26 protein-coding genes and 1 pseudogene are annotated in these 24,948 nt (G+C 60.2%); 23 read left to right on the top strand and 4 right to left on the bottom strand.

All coding sequences use genetic code 11. The features are described from left to right. The first annotated feature begins 38 nt into the window (after positions 1–38). The 4 genes from J7302_RS23195 (at position 39) to J7302_RS23180 (ending at position 2,223) form a co-directional block, all read left to right on the top strand. On the top strand, positions 39–380 hold the full coding sequence (locus J7302_RS23195; protein WP_215380287.1) for a PA4575 family protein: 342 nt from the start codon (positions 39–41) through the stop codon (positions 378–380). A gap of 191 nt (positions 381–571) precedes the next feature. Next, positions 572–1,066 (top strand): TIGR00645 family protein, encoded by a 495-nt coding sequence (locus tag J7302_RS23190; protein WP_215380285.1) that lies wholly within the window; start codon positions 572–574, stop codon positions 1,064–1,066. 136 nt (positions 1,067–1,202) lie between these two features. Continuing rightward, positions 1,203–1,508, top strand: coding sequence for a DUF6482 family protein (locus J7302_RS23185; RefSeq protein ID WP_215380283.1), 306 nt, complete (start codon positions 1,203–1,205; stop codon positions 1,506–1,508). 97 nt (positions 1,509–1,605) lie between these two features. Then, positions 1,606–2,223: an FKBP-type peptidyl-prolyl cis-trans isomerase gene (locus tag J7302_RS23180; RefSeq protein WP_215380279.1), complete on the top strand. Its 618-nt coding sequence runs from the start codon at positions 1,606–1,608 to the stop codon at positions 2,221–2,223. Positions 2,224–2,354: 131 nt separating this feature from the next. Here J7302_RS23180 and J7302_RS23175 read toward each other — a convergent pair whose 3' ends face one another. Beyond that, positions 2,355–2,591: a PA4570 family protein gene (locus J7302_RS23175; RefSeq protein ID WP_215380276.1), complete on the bottom strand. Its 237-nt coding sequence runs from the start codon at positions 2,589–2,591 to the stop codon at positions 2,355–2,357. A 191-nt stretch (positions 2,592–2,782) separates the two neighbouring features. Between J7302_RS23175 and J7302_RS27180 the strand changes: the two are divergent. Then, positions 2,783–3,037: pseudogene (locus tag J7302_RS27180) on the top strand (ISL3 family transposase); the annotation flags it as partial. Between the two features lie 308 nt (positions 3,038–3,345). Here J7302_RS27180 and J7302_RS23170 read toward each other — a convergent pair. Then, positions 3,346–4,314, bottom strand: a complete 969-nt coding sequence (locus J7302_RS23170) for a polyprenyl synthetase family protein (protein WP_215380273.1) — start codon at positions 4,312–4,314, stop codon at positions 3,346–3,348. 244 nt (positions 4,315–4,558) lie between these two features. On the opposite strand from J7302_RS23170, the gene rplU reads away from it, so the two are divergent. The 5 genes from rplU (at position 4,559) to J7302_RS23145 (ending at position 8,193) form a co-directional block, all read left to right on the top strand. Then, entirely contained in the window at positions 4,559–4,870 is a 312-nt protein-coding gene (gene rplU, locus J7302_RS23165) for a 50S ribosomal protein L21 (RefSeq protein WP_016490856.1), read from the top strand. 24 nt (positions 4,871–4,894) lie between these two features. After that, a complete protein-coding gene (gene rpmA / locus J7302_RS23160; RefSeq protein WP_215380270.1) occupies positions 4,895–5,152 on the top strand; it encodes a 50S ribosomal protein L27 in 258 nt (85 codons plus the stop codon). A 139-nt stretch (positions 5,153–5,291) separates the two neighbouring features. Further along, positions 5,292–6,509 carry an Obg family GTPase CgtA gene (gene cgtA, locus J7302_RS23155; RefSeq protein WP_215380268.1) on the top strand — a complete coding sequence of 406 codons (1,218 nt, stop codon included), beginning with the start codon at positions 5,292–5,294 and terminating at the stop codon, positions 6,507–6,509. An 84-nt stretch (positions 6,510–6,593) separates the two neighbouring features. Then, positions 6,594–7,712: a glutamate 5-kinase gene (gene proB / locus J7302_RS23150; protein WP_215380266.1), complete on the top strand. Its 1,119-nt coding sequence runs from the start codon at positions 6,594–6,596 to the stop codon at positions 7,710–7,712. Between the two features lie 16 nt (positions 7,713–7,728). Beyond that, positions 7,729–8,193, top strand: coding sequence for a CreA family protein (locus J7302_RS23145; protein ID WP_215380264.1), 465 nt, complete (start codon positions 7,729–7,731; stop codon positions 8,191–8,193). Between the two features lie 207 nt (positions 8,194–8,400). Here J7302_RS23145 and rpsT read toward each other — a convergent pair whose 3' ends face one another. Then, complete coding sequence (gene rpsT, locus J7302_RS23140) at positions 8,401–8,676, bottom strand: 30S ribosomal protein S20 (protein WP_215380262.1); 276 nt, start codon at positions 8,674–8,676, stop codon at positions 8,401–8,403. A 279-nt stretch (positions 8,677–8,955) separates the two neighbouring features. Between rpsT and murJ the strand changes: the two genes are divergently transcribed. The 6 genes from murJ (at position 8,956) to ispH (ending at position 16,355) form a co-directional block, all read left to right on the top strand. Next, entirely contained in the window at positions 8,956–10,494 is a 1,539-nt protein-coding gene (gene murJ / locus J7302_RS23135; protein ID WP_215380259.1) for a murein biosynthesis integral membrane protein MurJ, read from the top strand. Between the two features lie 119 nt (positions 10,495–10,613). Next, a complete protein-coding gene (gene ribF, locus J7302_RS23130; protein ID WP_215380257.1) occupies positions 10,614–11,552 on the top strand; it encodes a bifunctional riboflavin kinase/FAD synthetase in 939 nt (312 codons plus the stop codon). 15 nt (positions 11,553–11,567) lie between these two features. Then, positions 11,568–14,402 carry an isoleucine--tRNA ligase gene (gene ileS / locus J7302_RS23125; protein WP_215380254.1) on the top strand — a complete coding sequence of 945 codons (2,835 nt, stop codon included), beginning with the start codon at positions 11,568–11,570 and terminating at the stop codon, positions 14,400–14,402. Further along, positions 14,395–14,898 (top strand): signal peptidase II, encoded by a 504-nt coding sequence (gene lspA, locus J7302_RS23120; protein WP_215380251.1) that lies wholly within the window; start codon positions 14,395–14,397, stop codon positions 14,896–14,898. Before ileS ends, lspA begins: the two co-directional genes overlap by 8 nt. After that, entirely contained in the window at positions 14,891–15,328 is a 438-nt protein-coding gene (locus J7302_RS23115; protein ID WP_215380248.1) for an FKBP-type peptidyl-prolyl cis-trans isomerase, read from the top strand. Before lspA ends, J7302_RS23115 begins: the two co-directional genes overlap by 8 nt. Before the next feature lie 82 nt (positions 15,329–15,410). Further along, positions 15,411–16,355, top strand: a complete 945-nt coding sequence (gene ispH, locus J7302_RS23110) for a 4-hydroxy-3-methylbut-2-enyl diphosphate reductase (protein WP_215380245.1) — start codon at positions 15,411–15,413, stop codon at positions 16,353–16,355. Here the strand turns inward: ispH and J7302_RS23105 are convergent. Beyond that, the gene (locus J7302_RS23105; RefSeq protein ID WP_215380243.1) at positions 16,352–16,879 is read right to left on the bottom strand and encodes a GspH/FimT family pseudopilin; all 528 of its coding nucleotides are present in this window, start codon (positions 16,877–16,879) and stop codon (positions 16,352–16,354) included. The genes ispH and J7302_RS23105 overlap by 4 nt on opposite strands. Positions 16,880–17,167: 288 nt before the next feature. On the opposite strand from J7302_RS23105, the gene J7302_RS26895 reads away from it, so the two are divergent. The 7 genes from J7302_RS26895 to thiO all read left to right on the top strand — a co-directional run bounded on the left by J7302_RS26895 (position 17,168) and on the right by thiO (position 24,755). Then, complete coding sequence (locus J7302_RS26895) at positions 17,168–17,560, top strand: type IV pilin protein (RefSeq protein WP_215380241.1); 393 nt, start codon at positions 17,168–17,170, stop codon at positions 17,558–17,560. A 59-nt stretch (positions 17,561–17,619) separates the two neighbouring features. Further along, positions 17,620–18,072, top strand: a complete 453-nt coding sequence (locus J7302_RS23095; protein ID WP_215380380.1) for a GspH/FimT family pseudopilin — start codon at positions 17,620–17,622, stop codon at positions 18,070–18,072. Beyond that, the gene (gene pilV, locus J7302_RS23090) at positions 18,059–18,640 is read left to right on the top strand and encodes a type IV pilus modification protein PilV (protein ID WP_349814470.1); all 582 of its coding nucleotides are present in this window, start codon (positions 18,059–18,061) and stop codon (positions 18,638–18,640) included. The genes J7302_RS23095 and pilV overlap by 14 nt, the downstream gene beginning before the upstream one ends. A 2-nt stretch (positions 18,641–18,642) precedes the next feature. Then, the gene (locus tag J7302_RS23085) at positions 18,643–19,584 is read left to right on the top strand and encodes a PilW family protein (protein WP_215380378.1); all 942 of its coding nucleotides are present in this window, start codon (positions 18,643–18,645) and stop codon (positions 19,582–19,584) included. Then, positions 19,581–20,120 (top strand): hypothetical protein, encoded by a 540-nt coding sequence (locus tag J7302_RS23080; protein ID WP_215380235.1) that lies wholly within the window; start codon positions 19,581–19,583, stop codon positions 20,118–20,120. Before J7302_RS23085 ends, J7302_RS23080 begins: the two co-directional genes overlap by 4 nt. Positions 20,121–20,138: 18 nt before the next feature. Further along, positions 20,139–23,432 (top strand): pilus assembly protein, encoded by a 3,294-nt coding sequence (locus tag J7302_RS23075; protein WP_215380233.1) that lies wholly within the window; start codon positions 20,139–20,141, stop codon positions 23,430–23,432. 231 nt (positions 23,433–23,663) lie between these two features. Then, complete coding sequence (gene thiO, locus J7302_RS23070; protein ID WP_215380230.1) at positions 23,664–24,755, top strand: glycine oxidase ThiO; 1,092 nt, start codon at positions 23,664–23,666, stop codon at positions 24,753–24,755. The last annotated feature ends 193 nt before the right edge of the window (positions 24,756–24,948 follow it).

Raw genomic sequence — 24,948 nt, 5'->3', positions numbered from 1 at the left:
TGTAGGCTCAATTGCAGGCCCTTGCGAGGAAAGCCGCTATGCCGCGCAACCTCTGCCTTACCCGCCAATGCTTGGGATTGGTCACCCGGATCGAATGCGTCATTCGCCCGCTGGCGGGAGAAAAAGGACTCTGGACGCTGCTCTGTGCGGCGGGCATGTCTGGGGAGCAGCCCTCGGCGATCAAGGCGCAGGGCCCATTCCATGGGCCTCTGGTAGCTGAATCGGTGCTCAGTGCAATCGCCGATTGCCTGGCCGAACAAGGCTACAAGGAGGCGGACGATCCGCCCATCTGGCGCATACACCTTCAGGGGGAGCTGCGACGTCTCAATGGTGAGCGTTGCCGGAACCTGGGTGATTACCAGTTCCGTCCAGATACCTGACCGGAAGGTTGAGCAACATTTGAGCGGACGCATGAGAGCTGCGGGTAGTCAGGGGTACGCTCGACATTCCAAGGCTCATTCACAGACTTATCCACAGTGTGTGGGGATATGTCTGGGAGGGTCCCCGATATTTTTCTGAAAGTGCCGCCTCGGTATACTCGCCGCCGTTTTTTCCCTTGCAGCGAGGTTCCATGGAACGCCTTCTAGAAAATTCGATGTATGCCGCCCGTTGGCTGCTGGCTCCCATCTACCTTGGCCTGTCGCTCGCATTGCTGGCGTTGAGCCTTAAGTTCTTCCAGGAGATCTTCCACATCCTGCCCCACGTCTTCGAGAAGACCGAGGCTGACCTGATCCTGGTTCTGCTGTCGCTGATCGACATGTCGCTGGTCGGTGGATTGCTTGTCATGGTGATGATCTCGGGTTACGAAAACTTCGTCTCCCAGCTGGACATCGATGACGGCAAGGAGAAGCTCAGCTGGCTAGGCAAGATGGACTCCGGTTCGCTGAAGATGAAAGTGGCCGCGTCCATCGTCGCGATTTCCTCGATCCATCTGCTGCGCATTTTCATGGATGCCCAGAACATCGAGAACACCAAGATCATGTGGTACGTCGTCCTGCATATGACCTTCGTCATCTCAGCCTTTGCCATGGGCTACCTGGACAAGATGACCAAGCACGACCACTGATCGCCTGCTGTCAGCGTCAGCCCGACCGCCCGTCTGTCAAAAGCAGACGGGCGGTTGCATTTCAATCTGCCGATTCTTGGCCATGCTGGCAAACACCCGTTAGATTCTGGGGTGAACCCATGCGTGAGGTGGTGCCATGAACCTGCAAGACCTCTCCAGCCATGCCCGGGCCGGGCACATCGAAAAACTCAACCTGATCTCCCTGGAAGGCGGCATCTATTTGCTGGAGGCGCGTATCGATGGGCGAAACCACGCGCTGGACGATGGCCATGGTCATGTCGTGCAACTGCGCTCCGTCGAGCATGCCCGTGAGGTGCTCCATCAGTTCCCGAAGCTACCTTTTCACCTGGTCCATGACGTCGTCCACGACGAAATGTGTGGGCTCGAAGCGGGTGGTCAGGACCAGGTGAGCGTACCCCTGTCGACTCGGCTATCGCACTGAAGGGGCGCGGCGGGGCCGGTAGCTGGCCGAGGGGGTGCGCTGCGAGCCTGAGGCTGTGCTAGTCTGGCCGGCCTTTTTTTCCAAGCGGAGCCCCGCCATGTCCGAACTCGATCTTTCCACCGACGAAACCCGCGTTAGCTATGGCATCGGCCGCCAGCTCGGCGATCAGATCCGTGACAACCCCCCGCCGGGCGTGAGCCTGGATGCCGTAGTCGCCGGCCTGCGCGATGCCTTCCAGGGCCAGGAAAGCCGCGTTGATGGCGCTGCACTGTCCGCCAGCTTCAAGGTGATCCGCGAGCGTATGCAAGCCGAAGCACAGGTCAAGGCCGAAGCCGCTGCCGGTGCCGGTCGCGAGTACCTGGTGGAAAACGCCAAGCGTGAAGGCGTCACCGTGCTGGCCTCTGGCCTGCAATACGAAGTGTTGGTGGCAGGCGAGGGCGCCAAGCCGTCCCGCGAAGACACGGTGCGCACCCACTACCACGGCACGCTGATCGACGGCACTGTGTTCGACAGTTCCTACGATCGTGGCCAGCCTGCCGAATTCCCGGTTGGTGGCGTGATCGCTGGCTGGGTCGAAGCCCTGCAGCTGATGAACACTGGCAGCAAGTGGCGTCTGCATGTTCCGAGTGAACTCGCCTACGGTGGCCAGGCTGTCGGCAGCATCCCGCCGCACAGCGTCCTGGTGTTCGACGTGGAGCTGCTCGACATCCTCTGATTCGTCGATCGGATGGCCGCTGGGCGGGCCTTCCCTGGCCTGCCCAGGAACCGCGAGGGCGCCTTTGCCCTCGCTGCAAGGCTCGCGCCCGGGCGCAGGCCTTGCTGATGACGCGTCCCAGCGTCATCGAACTACCCCTCAGGCGGGCGCAAGGCCCGGGCAAAGCAGAACAGGAACAGATTTCGCACCAGTTCCTTGAGTACCAGCGGTTCGCTGGAGCTCAGTTCGGCCAAGTCGAGGTCGCCTTGGTCGCGCAGCTCTTCGAGCGCTCCCTCTTTTAATACGGCACAAACTTCGCCCGTCTCGCGGTGCAGGATTCGTAGGTAGGGGTGCGGGCGATCCAGCCAGGCGTCGATCAGGTAGGTCATGGCTCATCTCCTTTGAAAATTGCTAGTGAGAATAATTCTTATTAGCAAAATAGCAAGAACCAATCGACGCCTTTTGTCCAGCCATGAAAAAAGGTTCTTCGCGGAATCTGGGGGCAGAGCGAGTTGACAGTCAGGGAAGTGGGCAGATTGGCGGTCGCCAAACACACCAACCCCCACGCCCAGCTGTCGCCGTGCATCCTATTGATCTTGCTGCTTTCTGGCCAGGCTACGAGGTCGTCACCTGTCGCCAATCCACTCACGACACCCTGCTAATCAGTCTTGAGCCCCAGGCGAGCGCTTACCGATTTGCAGCCGGTAGGCCAAACCCAACCCGCTGGATCAGCGCGTCCTGCTGCAACTGCCGGTGCGTCGTCGACTGCCTGTACTGCGGACGCGTATCTGAGCGGATCGACTGGCTGGCGCCGGCTTCCCGCCTTCCCCGGAAAGCATGATGAACCCCAAAAGGCACCCTGCATGGGAACTATCCGTGAACCGGGAATCGTTCTGTCGCATCAGCCTGCAACACCACCTTGGCGGACTTGTCGGGCGGAGTGACACATCGAAGGCGCGCGAAACCTTGTAGGAGCCAGCTTGCTGGCGAATCGCGAATGGCACATGTTTGCCAGCAAGCTGGCTCCTACAGAGAGAGTGCCTGCTATCCGGCTGTCAACTCGCATCTCCCCCAGACTCCGCGATGAGCCTGAAAAAAGCCCGTCACATGGACGGGCTCTTCAGGATGTGAATTGCGGGTGCGTCAGTGGGTACGGGCTACGGCGAACTCGCTGAGTTCGACCAGTGCGTCGCGATACTGGCTGCGGGGCAGGGTATCCAGGCAGGCGATGGCGCGAGCGGCGTAGTCGCGGGCGAGCTGAGCGGTGTAGTCAAGGGCGCCAGCAGCTTCTACAGCGGCACAAATGCCTTCCAGGTCCTGGCTGCCACCTTGCTGGATGGCCTTGCGAACCAGAGCGGCCTGCTCCGGGGTGCCGTCACGCATGGCGGCGATCAGCGGCAGGGTCGGCTTGCCCTCGGCCAGGTCGTCACCGACGTTCTTGCCCAGGCTGGCTGCGTCACCTCGGTAGTCGAGCAGGTCGTCTACCAACTGGAAGGCAATGCCCAGATAGTCGCCAAAACGACGCAGGGCCTCGGATTGCTCCTCGGGGGCCTTGGCCAGGGCGGCTGCGCTGTGGGTCGAGGCCTCGAAGAGCATCGCGGTCTTGCCGCGGATGACTTCCATGTAGGTCTCTTCGGTGGTGCTGGCGTCGCGGATCTTCGACAGCTGCAGCACTTCGCCCTCGGCGATCACGCGGGTAGCCTGGGAGATGATGCGCATCACCGGCATGGAGCCGAGCTCCACCATCATTTCGAAGGAGCGGGCGTAGAGGAAGTCGCCGACCAGCACGCTGGGTGCGTTACCCCATAAGGCATTGGCGGTCGAGCGGCCGCGGCGCAGGCCGGAGGCGTCGACCACATCGTCGTGCAGCAGGGTGGAGGTATGCAGGAACTCGATGGTCGCGGCCAGCAGGCGCAGCTGGTCGCCGCCGTAACCCAGGGCGTTGCCGCTGAGCAGTACCAGCAGGGGGCGCAGGCGCTTACCGCCGGCAGAGACGATGTAATCACCGATTTTCTCTACCAGGGGGACGCGGGAGGTCAGTTGCCGGCGAATGATATCGTCGACTGCGGTAAAATCGTCCGCCACCACGCGGTAGAAAGCCTGGGGTTGCATCAGCCAGAGGTGCTCCTGTTGGGTTGCGCGGCATGCTAGGGACAGGGCCGGGGACTGTCAAGGCGAGCCCCGGCGGAGCTTGCGCCGCAATCGCGGCTTGCGTACAATCGCGGCCCCTGAACTTCCTTGGGCATTTTCCTGCCTTACGCAATTGCACGGGCGTCAGTTCCGGCCCCATGCAGCCATGCCGACCAATACCTCTTTTTACAAAGCGTCGGGTGAGCAGGTTTAACGGAGAAAATCCATGTACGCAGTTATCGTTACCGGCGGCAAGCAATACAAAGTCGCTGAAGGTGAATTCCTGAAGATCGAGAAGCTCGAAGTCGCCACCGGCGAATCCGTGACTTTCGATCGCGTCCTGCTGATCGGCAATGGCGAAGACGTGAAAATCGGTGCTCCGGTTGTTGATGGCGCCAAAGTAGTCGCTGAAGTGGTCTCCCAGGGCCGTCACGACAAAGTGCGCATCATCAAGTTCCGCCGTCGTAAGCACCACATGAAGCGCCAGGGCCACCGCCAGTGGTTCACTGAAATCAAGATCACCGGCATCCAGGCCTAATTTCCTTTTTGGAGGATTTGACTCATGGCACACAAAAAAGCTGGCGGTTCTACCCGCAACGGCCGCGACTCAGAAAGTAAACGCCTTGGCGTGAAGCTGTTCGGCGGCCAAGTTGTCAAAGCTGGCAACATCATCGTGCGTCAGCGCGGTACCAAGTTCCACGCCGGTTTCGGCGTTGGCCTGGGCAAGGATCACACCCTGTTCGCGAAAGTGGACGGCGTGATCAAGTTCGAGGTCAAAGGTGCTTTCAATCGCAAGTACGTGAGCATCGTCGCGGCCTGATCGCGACCTCGCTGGAAAAGCCCCGTCTTGCGACGGGGCTTTTTTGTTTCTGCTTCATGGAAACTCTGCATCGTGCGGGGTTCCCTGTATCCTATGTGCTTTGTTTACTCAACCCGTCCCCGTGGCGGGAGGCGTCCTGATGAAATTCGTCGATGAAGTATCGATCTTTGTAAAAGCGGGCGACGGCGGCAATGGCCTGATGAGTTTCCGTCGCGAAAAATTCATTGAAAAGGGCGGTCCCAACGGTGGCGACGGGGGCGATGGCGGCTCCGTGTTCATGGAGGCCGATCCGAACCTCAATACCCTGGTGGACTACCGGTATACCCGTCGATTCGACGCCCAGCGCGGCGAGAATGGCGGCAGCAAGGACTGCACTGGGCACAAGGGTGAGGATCTGGTGTTGCCGGTTCCGGTCGGCACCACGGTGATCGATGCTGCAACCCAGGAAATCATTGGTGACCTGACCAAGCCGGGTCAGCGCCTGCTGGTGGCTCAGGGCGGCTGGCACGGCCTGGGAAATACCCGTTTCAAGTCCAGTACCAACCGCGCGCCGCGTCAGACCACCAAGGGTAAGCCGGGCGAGTCCCGTGACCTCAAGCTGGAGCTGAAGGTGCTGGCGGATGTTGGTCTGCTGGGTCTGCCGAATGCCGGCAAGAGCACCTTCATTCGTGCGGTTTCGGCAGCCAAGCCGAAGGTGGCGGACTATCCCTTCACCACCCTGGTGCCGAACCTTGGCGTGGTCAGCGTTGGTCGCTTCAAGAGCTTTGTCGTTGCGGATATTCCGGGGCTGATCGAAGGTGCTGCCGAGGGTGCCGGCCTGGGGATTCGCTTCCTCAAGCACCTGGCGCGTACCCGCCTGCTGCTGCACATCGTTGACATGGCGCCGCTGGATGAAAGCGATCCGGCTGATGCGGCTGAAACCATCATCGAAGAGTTGGGACGTTTCAGTCCGGCGCTGACCGAAAGGGATCGCTGGTTGGTGCTGAACAAGGCCGACCAGTTGCTCGATGAAGACCGTGATGCTCGCATGAAGGCCGTGATTGAACGGCTGGGTTGGACGGGGCCGGTGTTCGTTATTTCGGCTCTGGAGCGTGAGGGCACCGAGGCGCTGTCCCAGGAAATCATGCGTTACCTGGATGAGCGTGCGCTGCGCATGGAAGAGGAGCCCGAATACGCCGAGGCGCTCGTCGAGTTGGATCAGCGTATCGAGGATGAGGCGCGTGCGCGTCTGCAGGCCATGGATGACCAGCGCGCGCTGCGTCGTGCGGGCTTGAAGAGCGCTGGTGCTGAAGATGATGACGATTTTGATGATGACGAGGATGACGGCGACGGGCCGGAAATCTTCTACGTACCCTGACCTGGGCGCCGACTGGCGGCGCTGCGGGGTGAACGCATGGGCTGCGTGCCTTGGTGCGCGGCCTTCTAGCTAAGGTTGGATGATATGCGGGACAAGGTGACTGGCGCGCAGCGCTGGGTGGTGAAGATCGGGAGTGCACTGCTGACGGCGGATGGTCGGGGTCTGGATCGTTCGGCCATGGCGGTATGGGTTGAGCAGATGGTGGCCCTGAGGAATGCTGGCGTCGAGTTGGTGCTGGTTTCCTCTGGGGCGGTTGCCGCTGGCATGAGTCGCCTGGGTTGGCAAAGCCGGCCGAAGGCGGTGCATGAGCTGCAGGCGGCGGCTGCGGTTGGGCAGATGGGGCTGGTACAGGCCTGGGAGTCCAGCTTCGCCGAGCACGGTCGACATACCGCGCAGATCCTTCTGACCCATGACGATCTGTCCGATCGCAAACGCTACCTAAATGCCCGCAGCACTCTGCGTACCCTGGTGGAGCTTGGCGCCATCCCGGTCATCAACGAGAACGACACTGTCGTTACCGATGAAATCCGCTTTGGTGACAACGACACTCTGGCTGCCCTGGTGGCCAACCTGGTCGAAGCGGATCTCCTGGTCATCCTGACCGACCGAGACGGTATGTTCGATGCTGACCCGCGCCATAACCCTGATGCCCAGTTGATTTTTGAGGCGCGTGCCGATGATCCGGCGCTGGATGCCGTCGCGGGTGGTACTGGTGGTGCCCTCGGTCGTGGTGGCATGCAGACCAAGTTGCGTGCTGCGCGGCTGGCGGCGCGTTCTGGTGCTTATACGGTGATCGTGGGGGGGCGTATCGAGCGTGTGCTGGACCGTCTCAAGTCGGGCGAGCGCCTGGGTACCTTGCTGGCGCCTGAGCGCGGCCTCCTGGCAGCGCGCAAGCAATGGCTGGCGGGGCATCTGCAGACTCGCGGCACGCTGGTGCTGGATGCGGGGGCGGTCAAGGCGTTGCGCCAGGATCGCAAGAGCTTGCTGCCGGTCGGCGTGAAGGCGGTCCAGGGCAGTTTCCGTCGTGGTGAGATGGTGGTGTGTGTCGGACCCGATGGCGCTGAGGTCGCGCGCGGCCTTGCCAACTACAGTGCCCTCGAAGCACAAAAGATCATTGGTCAGTCTTCCGAGTTGATCGAGAAATTGTTGGGTTACGTGGATGAGCCTGAATTGGTACACCGAGATAACCTGATTCTGGTCTGAGCTTGAGGAGGGAGTGATGCGGGTATTCAAGGGATTTGTAGTGGCCCTGCTGACACTGCCATTGATGGTGTCGGCTGAGGAGATCGGCTCGGTTTCCACGGTCTTCAAGTGGGTGGGGCCGAACGACAAGATCGTCGTAGAGGCGTTCGATGATCCCAAGGTCGAGGGTGTCACTTGTTACCTGTCGCGCGCCAAGACGGGGGGTGTGAAGGGTGGTCTGGGGCTGGCCGAGGATCGCGCGGAGGCATCCATCGCTTGTCGTCAGGTGGGGCCGATTCGCTTCAATGGCGAGCTGAAGGATGGCGAGGAGGTGTTCAAGGAGCGTACATCGCTGGTCTTCAAGACCATGCAGGTAGTGCGCTTCTTCGATCGCAAGCGCAATGCGCTGGTCTATCTCGTCTATAGCGACAGGGTGATCGAGGGCAGTCCGCAGAATGCGGTGACGGCCATTCCGATCCTGCCCTGGCCCAGTAAGTCTTGAGCCAACAAAAAGCCCGGAAATCCGGGCTTTTTGTTGGCTTATGCAGGGCATTCTCGGGGTGGGCTGGAGGCCTGTCCGGTAATCGTTGGGAGCGCTGTGCGGCCCTTGGTGAATGAGCGCGGCCCTGCAGTGAGCGGGTGCTGAATGTGCTTTTCTGTGGGCAATAAAAAACCGGCCAGAAGGCCGGTTTTTCGCAAGAACTCAAGCTTAAGCAGCAGCTTGACCGAGCGCCTTGATATGGGCGTTCAGGCGGCTCTTGTGACGAGCAGCTTTGTTCTTGTGGATGATGCCTTTGTCGGCCATGCGGTCAATCACCGGAACAGCAACGGTGAAAGCGGCTTGAGCCTTCGGCAGGTCTTTGGCGTCGATAGCCTTGACCACGTTCTTGATGTAGGTACGAACCATGGAGCGCAGGCTGGCGTTATGGCTACGACGCTTCTCAGCCTGTTTGGCGCGTTTTTTGGCAGAAGGTGTGTTGGCCACCGTCAAGCTCCTCGAAACTGGGGGGATACATTCAAATAAGGCCGCGAATCATGCCGACAGGCTTTGCCATTGTCAAGGGTGGTTGAGGCGTGTGTCTGTGTCTTGGCGACGAGCGTTAACGTTTGATCTGGGTGATTTATTCCCTTCCGGCCTCTAAACTCGATCCCCTTTGCAGGAACGAGCTTGCTCGCGAATGCCCTGGCGCGGAGCTTGTTCGCGAGCAAGCTCGTTCCTGCAGCAGGGTGTCCTGCGCATCGTCTCATCTAGTTCGGACCCTGAATGAACCTCCTCAAGTCGCTGGCGGCCGTCAGCTCGATCACCATGATCTCCCGTGTCCTGGGTTTTGTACGGGACACGATCATTGCCCGCTTCTTCGGGGCGGGCATGGCGACCGACGCCTTTTTCGTCGCCTTCAAACTTCCCAACCTGCTGCGCCGGATATTTGCCGAGGGGGCGTTCTCCCAGGCCTTCGTTCCAATCCTGGCCGAATACAAGACCCAACAGGGCGAGGAGGCGACCCGGACGTTCATTGCCTACATCGCCGGATTGCTGACGCTGGTGGTGGCTCTGGTCACCCTGCTCGGCATGCTGGCTGCGCCGTGGGTGATCTGGGTCACCGCGCCTGGATTTACCGATACCCCCGAGAAGTTCGAGCTGACCTCTGACCTGTTGCGGGTGACCTTCCCCTATATCCTGCTGATCTCACTGTCGTCACTGGCTGGCGCCATTCTCAATACCTGGAACCGTTTCTCGGTTCCCGCGTTCGTGCCGACCCTGCTGAACGTCAGCATGATCATCTTCGCGTTGTTCCTGACGCCCTATTTCGATCCGCCGGTCATGGCACTCGGGTGGGCGGTGCTGGTCGGTGGCCTGGCCCAGTTGCTTTATCAGCTGCCTGCACTCAAGCGGATTGGCATGTTGGTGCTGCCGCGCCTCAACGTCCGGGACACTGGCGTCTGGCGAGTGCTGAAACAGATGGGGCCGGCGATCTTCGGAGTTTCGGTCGGACAGATTTCGTTGATCATCAACACCATCTTCGCCTCCTTCCTGGCGGCTGGGTCGGTGTCGTGGATGTATTACGCCGATCGCCTGATGGAGCTGCCGTCAGGGGTGTTGGGCGTCGCCCTGGGGACCATCCTGCTGCCATCTCTGGCCAAGACTTACGCCAGTGACGACCGCCATGCCTACTCGCAGTTGCTGGACTGGGGGCTGCGCCTGTGTTTCCTGCTGGTGCTGCCCTGTGCCCTGGCGCTGGCGCTACTGGCTGAGCCGCTGACGGTGTCGCTCTTCCAGTACGGCAAGTTCACCGCGAATGATGCGCTGATGACACAGCGTGCTTTGATCGCATATGCGGTAGGGCTGCTCGGGATCATCCTGGTCAAGGTGCTGGCGCCCGGTTTCTATGCGCGGCAGAACATCCGTACGCCGGTGCGTATCGCGATCTTCACGTTGGTCGCGACCCAGGTGATGAACGTGGCGTTCATCTTCCCGCTGCGGCACGCCGGCCTGGCGCTGGCCATTAGCCTGGCGGCCTGCATGAACGCCGGTCTGCTCTACTGGCAGCTGCGTCGTCAGCAACTGTTCCAGCCGCAACCTGGTTGGGGCAAGTTCCTCGGTAAGCTGGCAGTGGCCGTGGTAGTGATGTCCGGCGTACTGCTGGGTGTCATGCATTTCATGCCGCCATGGGAGCAAGGAGGTATGCTTGAGCGCCTTTTGCGGCTGGGCGTCCTGGTAACGGCTGGTGTCATTGCCTATTTCGGCATGCTGGCGCTCCTCGGGTTCCGTCCGCGTGACTTTGCCAGGCGAGCCGTGAAATGACCCTGCCAGAGGCAGGGTGCAGCCCCGGCATCCGCTTATCGCACTAACGCGCCTTCGCCGCCTGTTGTCAGGCGGCACCTGTGCGTATAATCGACCACTTTGTGAACAAGACTTGTGCTATGCAGCTGGTTCGAGGCCTCCACAACCTGCAACCCCAGCACCGGGGCTGTGTTGCCACTATCGGCAATTTCGACGGCGTGCACCGTGGCCATCAGGCCATTCTCAAGCGTTTGCGCGAGCGTGCCGCCGAGCTTGGCGTGCCCAGTTGCGTGGTCATTTTCGAGCCGCAACCCCGGGAATATTTCGGCCCTGACACGGCGCCAGTCAGGCTGACGCGCCTGCGCGACAAGCTCGAGCTACTGGCCAGGGAAGGGGTCGATCGTGTGTTGTGCCTGGCTTTCAACCGCCGCCTGCGCGAGTTGAGTGCGGCTGAGTTCGTTCATGCGGTGCTGGTCGAAGGCCTGGGGGCGGCCCACCTGGAAATCGGTGATGACTTCCGCTTTGGCTGCGACCGTGCCGGTGATTTCGGCTTCCTGCTGCAGGCCGGTGCAGCTGAAGGTTTCAGCGTCGAGGCGGCAGCGACCGTAGAACTCGATGGTCATCGCGTGAGCAGCACCCGGGTGCGTCAGGCATTGGCTGAGGGGAAATTCACGCTGGCTGAGCGTTTGCTGGGGCGTCCGTTCAGCATTACCGGACGTGTCCTGCATGGCCAGAAACTGGGCCGCCAGCTGGGCACTCCAACAGCCAACGTCCAGCTCAAGCGTCGCCGGGTCCCCCTGAACGGGGTCTACCTGGTGAGTGTCGAGCTGAATGGCCACCAGGTGCCTGGTGTGGCCAACATCGGCGTGCGACCCAGTGTGAAGGGGGACGGGCGCGCCCACCTGGAGGTTCACCTGCTGGATTACGCCGGCGATCTGTACGACCAGCGGATCAGCGTGACCTTCCACCACAAGCTGCGCGAAGAGCAGCGTTTTGCCTCTCTGGAGGCGTTGAAGTCGGCGATCGATGCGGATGTCGCTGCAGCCCGTGCCTATTGGCTGGGCACCCACTCAAATTGACGAGCCTGGACTGAAATGACCGATTACAAAGCGACCCTCAACCTGCCGGAAACGGCATTCCCGATGAAGGCCGGTCTGCCCCAGCGCGAGCCGGAACTGCTGCAGCGTTGGAACGGCATTGGCCTGTACCAGAAACTGCGGCAGATCGGTGAAGGGCGCCCGAAGTTCGTCCTGCACGATGGCCCGCCATATGCCAACGGCAACATTCACATCGGTCACGCGGTCAACAAGATCCTCAAGGACATCATCGTCCGTTCCAAGACGCTGTCCGGCTTCGACGCCCCCTATGTGCCGGGCTGGGACTGCCACGGCCTGCCGATCGAACACAAGGTCGAGACCACCCACGGCAAGAACCTCTCCGCCGACAAGACCCGCGAGCTGTGCCGCGCCTACGCCGCCGAGCAGATCGAAGGCCAGAAAGCCGACTTCATCCGCCTGGGCGTGCTCGGTGATTGGGACAACCCCTACAAGACCATGGACTTCGCTAACGAGGCCGGCGAAATCCGCGCGCTGGCGGAAATGGTCAAGCAAGGTTTCGTGTTCAAAGGCCTGAAGCCTGTGAACTGGTGCTTCGACTGCGGCTCGGCCCTGGCTGAAGCGGAAGTCGAGTACCAGGACAAGAAGTCCGATGCCATCGACGTAGCCTTCGCCGTTGAAGATGCCGACAAGCTGGCAGCGGCCTTTGGTCTGTCGAGCCTGGCCAAGCCTGCGGCCATCGTGATCTGGACCACCACGCCCTGGACCATCCCGGCCAACCAGGCGCTGAACGTTCACCCTGAATTCACCTACGCCCTGGTCGATACCGGCGCGCGTCTGCTGTTGCTGGCCGAAGAGCTGGTGGAGTCGTGCCTTTCGCGCTACGGCCTGGAGGGCCAGGTCATCGCAACCGCCAAGGGTGAGGCGCTGGATCAGGTGCGCTTCCGCCATCCGTTCTACGAACGCCTGTCCCCGGTGTATCTCGCCGAGTACGTCGAACTGGGCGCCGGCACCGGCATCGTTCACTCCGCACCGGCCTACGGTGAGGACGACTTCCGTACGTGCAAGCACTACGGCATGAGCAATGACGACATTCTCAGCCCCGTGCAGAGCAATGGCGTCTACGTCGACTCGCTGCCGTTCTTCGGTGGCCAGTTCATCTGGAAGGCCAATCCGGCCATCGTCGCCAAGCTCGAAGAAGTGGGCGCGCTGCTCAAGCATGAAGGCATCACCCACAGCTACATGCACTGCTGGCGCCACAAGACCCCGCTGATCTACCGCGCTACTGCGCAGTGGTTCGTCGGCATGGACAAGCAGCCCAACCAGGGCGTCACCCTGCGTGAGCGTGCGCTGGACGCCATCGGCCAGACCGAATTCGTCCCGGCCTGGGGCCAGGCGCGCCTGCATGGCATGATCGCCGGTCGTCCCGATTGGTGCATCTCGCGCCAGCGCAACTGGGGCGTACCGATTCCGCTCTTCCTGCACAAGGCGAGCGGTGAACTGCACCCGCGCACCGTCGAGCTGATGGAGCAGGTGGCCCAGCGCGTCGAGCAGGAAGGCATCGAGGCCTGGTTCAAGCTGGATGCCGCTGAGCTGCTCGGTGACGAGGCCGGCCAGTACGACAAGATCAGCGACACCCTGGACGTCTGGTTCGACTCCGGTACCACCCACTGGCACGTACTGCGCGGCTCCCATGCCGAACTGGGCCACACCAGCGGCCCGGCTGCCGACCTCTACCTGGAAGGCTCCGACCAGCACCGTGGCTGGTTCCACTCGTCCTTGCTGACCGGTTGCGCCATTGACGGTCACGCGCCCTACCGCCAGCTGCTGACCCACGGCTTCACCGTGGACGAGTCCGGTCGCAAGATGTCCAAGTCTCTTGGTAACGTCATCGCACCGCAGCAGGTCACCGACAGCCTCGGCGCCGACATCCTGCGCCTGTGGGTTTCCGCGACCGACTATTCCGGCGAGATGGCGGTCTCCCAGCAGATTCTCCAGCGCAGCGCCGATGCCTACCGCCGTATCCGCAACACCGCGCGCTTCCTGCTGGCCAACCTCAACGGCTTCGACCCGGCGAAAGACCTGCTGCCCGCTGCGGACATGCTGGCCCTAGATCGTTGGGCTGTCGACCGTGCGCTGCTGCTGCAACGTGAGCTGGAAGAAGCCTACGGCGAATACCGCTTCTGGAACGTCTACTCCAGGGTGCACAACTTCTGTGTGCAGGAGTTGGGCGGTTTTTACCTGGACATCATCAAGGACCGCCAGTACACCACCGCGGCCGACAGCGTAGCGCGCCGCTCCTGCCAGACCGCGCTGTTCCACATCGCCGAGGCTCTGGTGCGCTGGGTTGCGCCGATCCTCGCCTTCACTGCCGAGGAAATCTGGCAGTACCTGCCGGGCGAGCGCAACGAGTCCGTCATGCTCAACACCTGGTATCAGGGGCTCTCCGAGATGCCGGAAGGCGCCGAACTGGGCCGCGAGTTCTGGGAACAGGTCATGGCCGTCAAAGCCTCGGTGAACAAGGAGCTGGAGAACCTGCGCAGTGCCAAGGCCATCGGCGGCAACCTGCAGGCGGAAGTGACCCTGTATGCCGAAGACAGCCTGGCTGAGCGCTTGACCAAGCTCGGCGACGAACTGCGCTTCGTGCTGATCACCTCGGCTGCGCAGATCCAGCCGCTCGCCAATGCACCGGCCGATGCCGTGGAGACCGAGGTATCCGGCCTCAAGCTGAAGATCCAGAAGTCTACCCACGCCAAGTGCGGCCGCTGCTGGCACCACCGTGAGGACGTCGGTCAGCACGCCCAGCATCCTGAGCTGTGCGACCGCTGCGTAGAGAATATCGATGGCGCCGGCGAGGTTCGTCACTATGCCTAAGGCATACGGCCGCCTGGGCTGGCTCTGGTTGAGCACGCTGGTGTTCGTGCTCGACCAGGCCAGCAAGTGGTTCTTCGAGACTGAGCTCAACCTTTACCAGCAGATCGTAGTCATCCCTGACTACTTCAGCTGGACGCTGGCCTATAACACCGGCGCCGCCTTCAGCTTCCTGGCCGACAGCTCCGGCTGGCAGCGTTGGCTCTTCGCCTTGATCGCCCTGGTGGTCAGCGGCGTGCTGGTGGTGTGGCTCAAACGCCTGAAACCGCAGGAAACCTGGCTGGCCGTCGCGTTGGCCCTGGTCCTCGGTGGCGCCCTGGGCAACCTCTACGACCGCGTGGTGCTTGGCCATGTGGTCGACTTCATCCTGGTGCATTGGCAGAACCGCTGGTACTTCCCTGCGTTCAACCTGGCCGATAGCGCCATCACCGTCGGTGCCGTGATGCTGGCGCTGGATATGTTCAAAGCGAATAAGCCCGGAGAAACCGCCCATGACTGAACATCGCATAGGGCCGGACATGGAGGTCACCCTGCACTTCGCCATCAAGCTGGATAATGGCGACGTGGTGGATAGTACTTTCGACAAGAATCCGGCCACCTTCAAAGTTGGCGACGGCAACTTGCTCCCCGGTTTCGAGGGCGTGCTGTTCGGCCTGAAGGCTGGCGACAAGCGCGTGCTGGCCATCGAGCCCGAGCAGGGGTTCGGCCAGCACAACCCGCAGAACGTGCAAGTGATGCCACGTGGCCAGTTCCAGGACATGGAGCTTTCCGAAGGCCTGCTGATCATCTTCAATGATGCGGCGAATGCCGAGTTGCCGGGTGTGGTCAAATTCATCGACGACTCGCACGTGACCATCGATTTCAATCACCCCCTGGCCGGCAAGCCGCTGAGCTTCGAGGTGGAAATCCTGGCGGTCAAACCAGCCTGACAGGCCACGGCCTCCCTTGTAGGAGCGAGCTTGCTCGCGAATGGCTAATTTCAGACCGCTGAGGCAGGACGAGGTAACCGCCATGCAAATCAAACTCGCCAATCCCCGCGGCTTCTGTGCCGGTGTCGATCGCGCCATCGAAATTGTCAACCGAGCGCTGGAAGTCTTCGGCCCGCCGATCTACGTGCGCCACGAAGTGGTGCACAACAAGTTCGTGGTCGAAGACCTGCGAGCCCGTGGCGCAGTGTTCGTCGAAGAGCTGGACCAGGTGCCGGACAACGTCATCGTCATCTTCAGCGCCCATGGCGTTTCCCAGGCCGTGCGCCAGGAAGCCGAACGCCGTGGCCTCAAGGTGTTCGACGCGACCTGCCCACTGGTGACCAAGGTGCATATGGAAGTCGCGCGCTACAGTCGCGATGGCCGCGAGTGCATCCTGATCGGCCACGCCGGGCACCCGGAAGTCGAAGGCACCATGGGCCAGTACGACGCCAGCACGGGTGGAGCGATCTACCTGGTTGAAGACGAAGCAGACGTCGAGCGCCTGGTGGTGCGCAATCCTGAAGCCCTGTCCTTCGTCACCCAGACGACCCTTTCGATGGATGACACCAGCCGCGTCATCGACGCGCTACGCGCCAAGTTCCCCAGTATCGGCGGACCGCGCAAGGACGACATCTGCTACGCCACCCAGAATCGCCAGGATGCAGTCAAACAGCTGGCGAATGAAAGCGACCTGGTCCTGGTCGTAGGCAGCCCGAACAGCTCCAACTCCAACCGCCTGCGCGAGCTTGCCGAGCGCATCGGGACTCCGGCCTACCTGATCGACGGCGCCGAAGACATGAAGCGCGAATGGTTCGAGCATGCGCAGAAGGTCGGCATCACGGCCGGCGCTTCGGCTCCCGAGGTGCTGGTGCAGGGCGTGATCGAGCAACTGCGCGAATGGGGCGCCGATGTGGCGGTCGAGTTGGATGGCAGGCCAGAGAATGTAACCTTCTCGATGCCCAAGGAATTGCGGGTGAAGGCGCTCTAGGGCGTGATACTGCATGGGCCGGCGGGCTCGACGTCACGACGAGCCCGGCCACTGGCACTGATGATGATTTTTCTTCTGGAAACGTTACCGGACAGGTGGCACACCCAGAAGGTGCCGGCTTGGAACGCTCCGCTATTCATCTTGGTCCGGCCGTTAGCGGTATAGCGCACATAACGCCTGATAGGCCTGTTGCTATTCACTACAACCTGGGCTGCAAGCGGAGGTTCACGCTGAATAACAGGTTCGCCTGGGTCGGGCCTACCGTCGCGGTTAAGGTCCACGTAGACGATCCAGCCGCTGCTCCAATCCCCATTCTCATTGTCGACCAAAACCGGCCTGTTGCGCTTGATGGATTCGACCCTCGCGAGCTGGAGGCTGCTAGCCAAGGAGATCACGGCAGAGCGAACCTGCTGCTCCTGAATGATGCTCTGGAAGGTAGGTGCGGCCAAACCTATCAGTAACATCACGATTGCGAGTCCGAACAGCAACTCGACAAGGGTAAAGCCCTTTTTGGACAGATACATAGCATCCATGCCCTCCTGGCTGTCTCCGGGCGTCCTGCCCGGCTAACCGGTGGTCACACCGGAGCTGCCGCCTATCGTAGCCTCGGGGATGGTCCAAGGGAAATGCATATAACCTAGCGTCGCGAGCACTGTGGCCTTTATGTCGGAAACCATGGACTTAAAGGATGTCGACTTGCTCAGAGAATCCGGCGCAAATTCATGCGAATATTGAACTAATAAATATCAATGGAAGTTCTGGCGAACCCCAGGCCTTTCAAGCCGTAGACGACGTGCAAGGAACCGTCAGGTATGCGAAAGAACCAGTCTGGCTTTTCGTTGGTCGAGCTCATGATCGCTGTTGCCGTCATCGGGATTCTCGCGGCGGTTGCGTATCCTTCCTACACGAGTTACGTCATTCGGGCGAATCGAGGAGAGGCGCAGTCCTATCTGATGGATCTCGCCCAGAAGCAGCAGCAGTATCTGATGGATGCTAGGAAGTACACGGCGAATATCAGCGACCTAAATGCCACGGAGCCTGCCAGTGTCTCTAAGAACTACACTATCTCCATCGGTGATGTTGGCAATGCTCCACCAACATTCACTATCACCGCTTCTCCTAAATCGGGCACAGCTCAGGCTGGTGACGGTGACTTGACCATCGATCAGAGCGGTGGAAAGACATGGACGGGCGGCTCTTGGTGAGGTTGAGTGGCGGGCAGCGAGACGGCGGCCCTCTGCCAGACAAGCTCTCAGGGCGGTCGATGCAGCGGGCGTTCACCCTAATCGAGCTGATGGTCGCCATCGCTCTGCTGGCAGTGCTGATAGGCGTGGCCGTTCCCTCCTATCAAAGCTTCATCGCCGCCCAGCGCGTTCGCGCCACCGTAAGTGACCTGCATGGGGATCTGGTGCTCGCCCGTTCCGAGGCGGTCAAACGCAATCGTTCAATGATACTGACCGGCCATTCCAGTGGCTGGGCCGCCGGATGGACATTGGCGAACCCCGTCGCTGGGCAACCAGATCTGATCAGCCACTCCGCGGTTACAGGCGTAGAAATAGAGGCATCGGCTGTGCAGGTCCAATTCAGTGCATCCGGAAGGGTTGCAACCGCAGTTACCTTTGAGGTCAGCAGTGCCATCGGTGATGAAGAGGCGAAGATCAGCTGCTTGGCCCTTGGCACTGATGGGCGGGTGACGTCCAGCAATGAGGGCTGCTGATATGAGGTGCCGGAGTGCCTGTTCATCTAGAGGGTTCACCTTGATCGAGGTGCTGGTGGCCATTCTGGTGCTCGCCGTTGGGCTCCTTGGGCTGGCTGGCTTGAACTCCAAGATGCTCAATGGTCAGTTCGAAGCCTATCAGCGGTCCCAGGCGCTGCGGTTGGTGGAGGATATGGCCAACAGGATTCGCAACAATCCCAAGGTCGCCCGGGATGGCTCGTATGGCGGGAGCGAAGTCTACGGAGCTGACGCTCAGACGTGCCCGACGAGCTATTCAGTGGACTACGACTTGTGTGCCTGGAATGAGGCCCTTCGCGGGACTGAGATCAGTTCAGGTTCCGACTCTACGCAGAAGCTTGGCAGCGTCATCGGTGCGCGGGGTTGTATCGAAAATGTCGCAAGCGGTGGCGCCGGCAAGCAAACCACTATTCGAGTTACGGTCGCCTGGCAAGGGCTGAGTCCGACTGTCGCACCGGCATCGGACTGCGGGAAGGGGTTGTATGGTGATGACGACCGCCTGCGGCGGACGGCCAGTGTTGATGTCGTATTGGGTTTCCTGGGGGAGTGATCATGTCATTGGCCAAGTCACCCATGATTTCCCAGAAGGGTTTCTCGATCGTCGAGATCATGATCGCTATGACTTTGGGGCTGGTGATACTGATAGCGGTGACCGAGATTTTCCTCAAAGACAATCAGGTCAGGACGGAGATTGACCGGACTGGTCGGCAGATCGAAAACGGTAACTACGTGCTCCGGCTTCTGGAGGATGAGCTCGAGAACGCCGGCTACTGGGGGGAGGCGGGCGCACAGACACTTCCGGCGTCGGTGCCTCCGCTCTGTCCAACCAGTGAAAGTGATCTAGAGGCCGCCATGGGGTACCCCGTCCAGGGTGCGCTTGGAGGTGGTACCAATTGCTCCAGTCCGAAAAGTGGGACTGACTTTATCGCCATTCGTCGAGCCAGTACCTGTGCACTGGGCTCGCCGGGGTGTGCGTTGGCGGGCGCGAACTTCCATATCCAGGTTTCCGCCTGCAAGTCGCTCGCGCCTGGTGAACTGAAACTGAGCGCGAATACTGGCGATCTGGATCTGAAGGCGCGTGACTGCACGGCCTTGGCACCGCGATATCAGATGCTCAGTCGGGTCTATTTCGTCAGCAGCTCTGATGTACTGATGCGGGCCGAGTTGCTGGGGAACGATTATTCAACCGTCACCTCCTTGGTGGACGATATCGAGATAATCCGCTTCGAGTACGGACTGGATACGACCGGCGACGGGACGGTTGATTCCTTCACGCGGACGCCGGCAGGTGCGCAGTGGGCTGACGTCGTTTCCGTGAAAGTCTATTTGATAGCGAGAAACCCCGAGCCAACCTCAGGTTATACGGATGACAACGATTATGTCTTGGCCGGCGTAACGTACGTTGTTCCAGACTCATTGAAAGGCTACAAGCGGCAGTTGTACTCCACAACGGTCCATCTGCGGAATGTGGCGGGCAGGAGGGAGTTGCCATGAAAGAGCGCTTGAGGAAGCAAGAGCGCGGCGTGGTGTTGCTGGTGGCGTTGATCATGCTGCTGTTGGTCACCTTGCTGGCCATCAGTGGTTTCAACCTTACCCAGACCAACTTGAAGGTCATCCACAACATGGAGAGTCGGAACCTCTCCAAGCATGCGGCCAATGCTGCAATCGAAGAGGCCATAAGTTCGGCTCAGTTCATCAAGACGCCGGGTTCGGTGTTCTTGACATCCTGTGAAGAGTCTAATCGCAAGTGTTACGACTTCAATGGCGACAAGGCAGTTGATATAGCCGTCAAACTGGACACTCCGTCCTGCGTGATTGTGATTCCCATCAAGAACTCCGAGTTGAATCTAGATAATGCTAAGGACGCCAGCTGTTTTATCCCGGGTGAGAACTCCATGTGTGTCAATTCAGTGTGGGAGCTCCTTGCAACCGCCACTGACCTAGTAACCGGGGCAGAAGTAACGGTGCGGCAAGGCATTGCCATTCGGGCAACGAGCAATAATATTGCGACGGCCTGTCCAGGGTCGTAAGGGCGCAAGGGCATAGAAATGAACAGACTTTTCCTCGGGTGCTTGAAGAGCGTTCTATTGCTCTTTTCAATTGCGCTGTCGGCCTTCGCAGAAGATATCGACATCTTCGTGGGGAGCGACGGTGGTCCTGGTCCCTTGCCTAACGTCATTTTCGTGCTGGATAACACTTCAAACTGGTCCAGACAGGCTCAGAAGTGGCCGGGTGGCTTCACTCAGGGGCAGTCCGAGGTCCGTGCGATCAGGAGCTCCGTGGCAGGGCTCGTAGGTAAGGCCAATGTCGCGCTCATTGAGTTTACGACGCAGGGTAACGCCAACGAGGATGGTGGCTATGTTCGATTCAATTTGCAGGAGCTGACTGACAGCAGCCTGGCCAGCCTGAATAGCAAATTGACGGCCATAGAGGTCGGTATCGAAGACCCCACAGAGAAGAGGAACTCCAATACCCCCTATGGGGACCTGATGTACGACGTCTACAACTACTTGGCGGGCAGGCAGCAGAGTGATGGTGGGGCGGGGACGCCTTCATTAGCGGACTCCAGCGCATATGCGACGAACTACTCCACCTTCAAGTCTCCGCTGACCACCGATAATCTTTGCGTCAATACCTATCTCATATTCATTGGCAACCCTGACCAGAGCGGACCGGTTCTCGATAGCAGTGAAAACACGGCCGCTTTGACGGCGCTTTATGCAGAAGTTGGGAGCTCGCCAGATGGCCTGGCTGGGACCTCAACGCCAGCGCCGTTGGCGATCCCGGGCTTTAGCGTTACGACGGTTACTGATCCTGTCGTCAACCTGGGATTTTCCGCTCAGTGCTACAAAGCCAACCAGAGTTCGGATATCGCCAGTTGCACTGTGGCAGAGTCTTCTGGAAGCGGTTGGTGCGTAGGGAAAGCAGACTGTCAGTGCTCGACTAGTCAAACCCAGTCGTGTGGGAAGGGGAGCGCGGGTGACAAGCTTCTTGTTACTCAAGGGGGGAGTACCAGCACGGTGGTTACCCCCAACGGATCATCTAATACGAGTGCCGGACGTGATTGGAACTTCGATGACTGGGCAAAATTCCTGCATAACTATGGCGTACCTGTTGCAGGGACTGGCTCAGACGAGCAACTCCCGCCGCGGGTGAAGATTACCACCTACACAATCGATGTCTTCAATAAACAGCAGAACGCCCAGCAGACTGGTCTGATGCTTAGTGCCTCCGAGGGCGTTGGCGGGGGAAGGTATTTTGCTGCCAAGAGTGAGGGCGAGATCGTCAGTGCGATTGACAGTGCACTATCAGACATTCTTTCCGTGAGCTCTACCTTTGCGGCCGTTACATTACCCCTGAGCGCTACCAATCGAGCGCAACAAGAAAACCAGGTCTTCATTGGGATGTTCAGGCCATACGGGGACCCACGTTGGTACGGAAACCTCAAGCGGTATCAGATTGCCCTGTTCAACGGTGTTCCTGAACTAGCCGATGTCAATCGCTTGCAGGCGATCAATCCTCTAACGGGATTTGCGGCGGAGTGTGCTGCCAGTTACTGGACGAGCGACTCTAGAGACTATTGGGAGGACCTTGGTGTGACGCCAGCGCCGTTGGGGCAATGCTTGGGTAGCACTACCAGTGCATGGTCCGATTTGCCGGATGGCCCATTCGTGGAGAAGGGAGGGGTGGCGCAGGTTACGCGCCAATCAGACTTGGGCGAGCGGGCAATCCTGACTGTTGGCAGTTCTGGATTGACGCCCATGACTTCCGCAGATGCGTTGGGCGACGCCCACCGGCTTGAGTATCTCTATGGGCGTGAGCAGGGCCAGGGGGAAAATCCTGACGACCAAGGGGTAAGACCCAGCCTGCATGGCGATGTGATCCATTCCCGCCCATTGACCATCAACTATGGCGACGACAACGGGATCTACGCATTCTATGGTGCTAATGACGGCTTGTTCCGCTCCGTGCGGGCCGAGGATGGAGTCGAACAGTGGTCTTTTATCGCTCCGGAGCACTACAGCAAGATTGAGCGGCTGTATAACAATGAACCGCCGATCGCATTCGGCGAGGCCGAAGCAGGCGAATCCCCAAAAGATTACTTCTTCGATGGGTCAATCGGTCAACTGGTTCGTTACAACCAACAGAGCGCAGTAGACCTTGCTTACATCTTCCCGACCATGCGACGTGGTGGCCGGATGGTTTATGGGTTCAACGTTACGAACCCGACAAACCCCGCCTTGCTCTGGCGCGTCGGCTGTACAAGCAGCGAGCCTGCCAGTTGTAGTAACGGCTTTTCCGATCTTGGGCAGACTTGGTCGACGCCAGTGTCCGGGTATCTGGGGGGATATACCGTCATTGGTGTGATGCAGCCGATCATCATGTTTGGGGGGGGCTATGATTCCTGCTTGGATGCGACGCAAGCGGCCCTCGACTGCAGTGATCTCAATGTCAAGGGCAAGGGCATCTACGTACTCGACGCGGCCAATGGCACCTTGATTGCTGGTCCGGAACAGTTGACTACCGATGCCCCGGTTGTCGCGGACTTGGCTTCTGTCGATATGAATTTCGATGGCGTAATTGACTTTGCCTATGCGGCCGATGCTGCGGGTGGGCTCTATCGCATCAATTTCTCGACCCTGGACTCCACTGGAGCCTTGACGACCCTGAGTCCCGCCCTATGGAGGACCGTCAAGGTTGCCAATACCCTGAACAACACCCGGCGCTTCCTGAATCAGCCGAGCGTTGCAGTGGTCAAGAACAGTGTTTATGTTGGCATCGGCTCAGGTAATCGCGAACGTCCCTTGAAGACTGATTACCCCTTCGTGCAAGATGTTCAGGATCGTTTCTACGTCTTCGTTGATCAACCAGCCGAGGCTTCCGACTCTCCAGTGGATCTAGACGGAAGCCTGATTGGTGATGTGACTAGCAGTGACCAATGTAATGGCAAAGGTCAACGCGGCTGGCTCCTCGACCTGGCAGGACGAGGAGAACAGATTGTCAATCCGGCGACGATTGCAGGGGGACAGATCTTCTTCAACTCGTACCGGCCCGGTGGTACTTCGGAGAACGGCTGCTCCAGGCCGCTGGGCATCGCCACCGGTTACCGGGTGAATCTCTTCAACCCACGTTCCTGTGATGTTGAGAGGACGACAGATATTGCCGGCGGTGGTATGCCCATTCCGCCCATTATCACCACTGTCCCGGTCACGGATGAAAAGGGCAACGAGCAAACCGTGACTGTCTGCATTGGTTGTGAGGGCCTGGACCCCATTCCGATCGAACCTGAAACCGATCAGACACGCCGGAGGATTTTTTGGAACAGTGACGTCGATCGTTGACGTCACCAAGGAGTTCTTCCGGGAACGGGACTGACCGGAAGTCCGCAAACCGCACTGCGCAGGCGCCTAGAGTGGCGCCTTCGTATTTTCGGCACCTTAGTTTTGAGCTGTGCGGAGATGACGTACTAGGAATATCTCCGGCGGCTCCGTTCCGCTGGTCATCCTCCTGAGGCTCGCGTATAACATCCCGCTTCTCTGCAGGGGTCGTCTGTTGCTATGCGAGGAGGCGCTATGGACGTCTTGATAGTGGGGGGGGGCGTCATAGGTCTCCTTGCCGCAAGCATCCTTGGGCGGGAGGGATTGAGTGTCGGAGTACTCGACAAGGGCCCTTGCGGACGCGAGTCCTCCTGGGCGGGCGGAGGCATCGTATCCCCGCTCTATCCCTGGCGTTACTCCTCGGCCGTTACGGCGTTGGCGCATTGGTCGCAGGATTTCTATCCGCAGCTCGGTCAGCAACTGCTCGCAGAAACTGGTGTGGACCCTGAGGTCTTCGTCACGGGGCTCTACTGGCTGGACCTGGAGGATGAGGCTGAGGCGCTGGCCTGGGCCGCCGCCCAGCGGCGGCCGTTGGCCCCGGTCGATATGGCGCAGGTCCATGCCGCCGTTCCCCCGCTCGGACCGGGTTTCCAGCGGGCGATCTATATGGCGGGCGTGGCCAATGTGCGCAACCCGCGTCTGACTCGTGCCCTGCGAGAGGCTTTGCTACGGATGCCGAACGTGACCTTGCATGAGTCGTGCGAAGTGCGCGGTTTTGTCCGTGATGGCCAGCGGGTCACCGGTGTGAGCACGGTCGAAGGCGAACTCCTGGCCGATCGGGTGGTGCTGGCTGCCGGTGCCTGGAGTGGGGAGCTGTTGGGAACCTTGGGCGTCGAACTGCCGGTGGAACCCGTGAAGGGGCAGATGATCCTGTTCAAATGCGCGGAGGACTTCCTGCCGTCGATGGTGCTGGCCAAGGGACGTTATGCGATTCCGCGGCGTGACGGTCACGTCCTCGTTGGCAGCACCCTGGAGCACGCCGGATTCGACAAGACCCCCACCGAAGAAGCCCTGGAAAGTCTCAAGGCATCTGCCTTCGAGCTACTACCGGGCCTGGCCGACGCCGAATTGGTGGGGCACTGGGCCGGACTGCGCCCTGGCTCGCCGGAAGGTATTCCCTTCATTGGCCCGGTGGCGGGGTTCGACGGCCTCTGGCTGAACTGCGGGCACTACCGTAACGGGCTCGTCCTCGCTCCTGCGTCCTGCCGGTTGCTGGCGGACCTTATGCTGGAGCGCGAGCCGATCATCGATCCAGCCCCGTATACACCGGCCACTCGATTGGGTTGAGCGCAAACAAGCACCTCCGCCAGCGGCCCCTTGCTAGCGAAAGCTTGGGGATGTTCGCGAGCAAGCTGAACTGGTCAAGTAATTCTGGACACCAGTTAAGGCTTCACGCCGCCAGCCTTTCCATCGCAACTGGCGACCGATACCCGTTATAGCTATGGAGCCTGGCGGTGTTGTAGCGCGTGACGTAGCGCTG

Origin of the sequence: Metapseudomonas boanensis, from assembly GCF_018704125.1 — a bacterium.
Taxonomy (GTDB): Bacteria; Pseudomonadota; Gammaproteobacteria; order Pseudomonadales; family Pseudomonadaceae; genus Metapseudomonas; species Metapseudomonas boanensis.
This window is presented reverse-complemented; position numbering and strand designations above follow the sequence as displayed.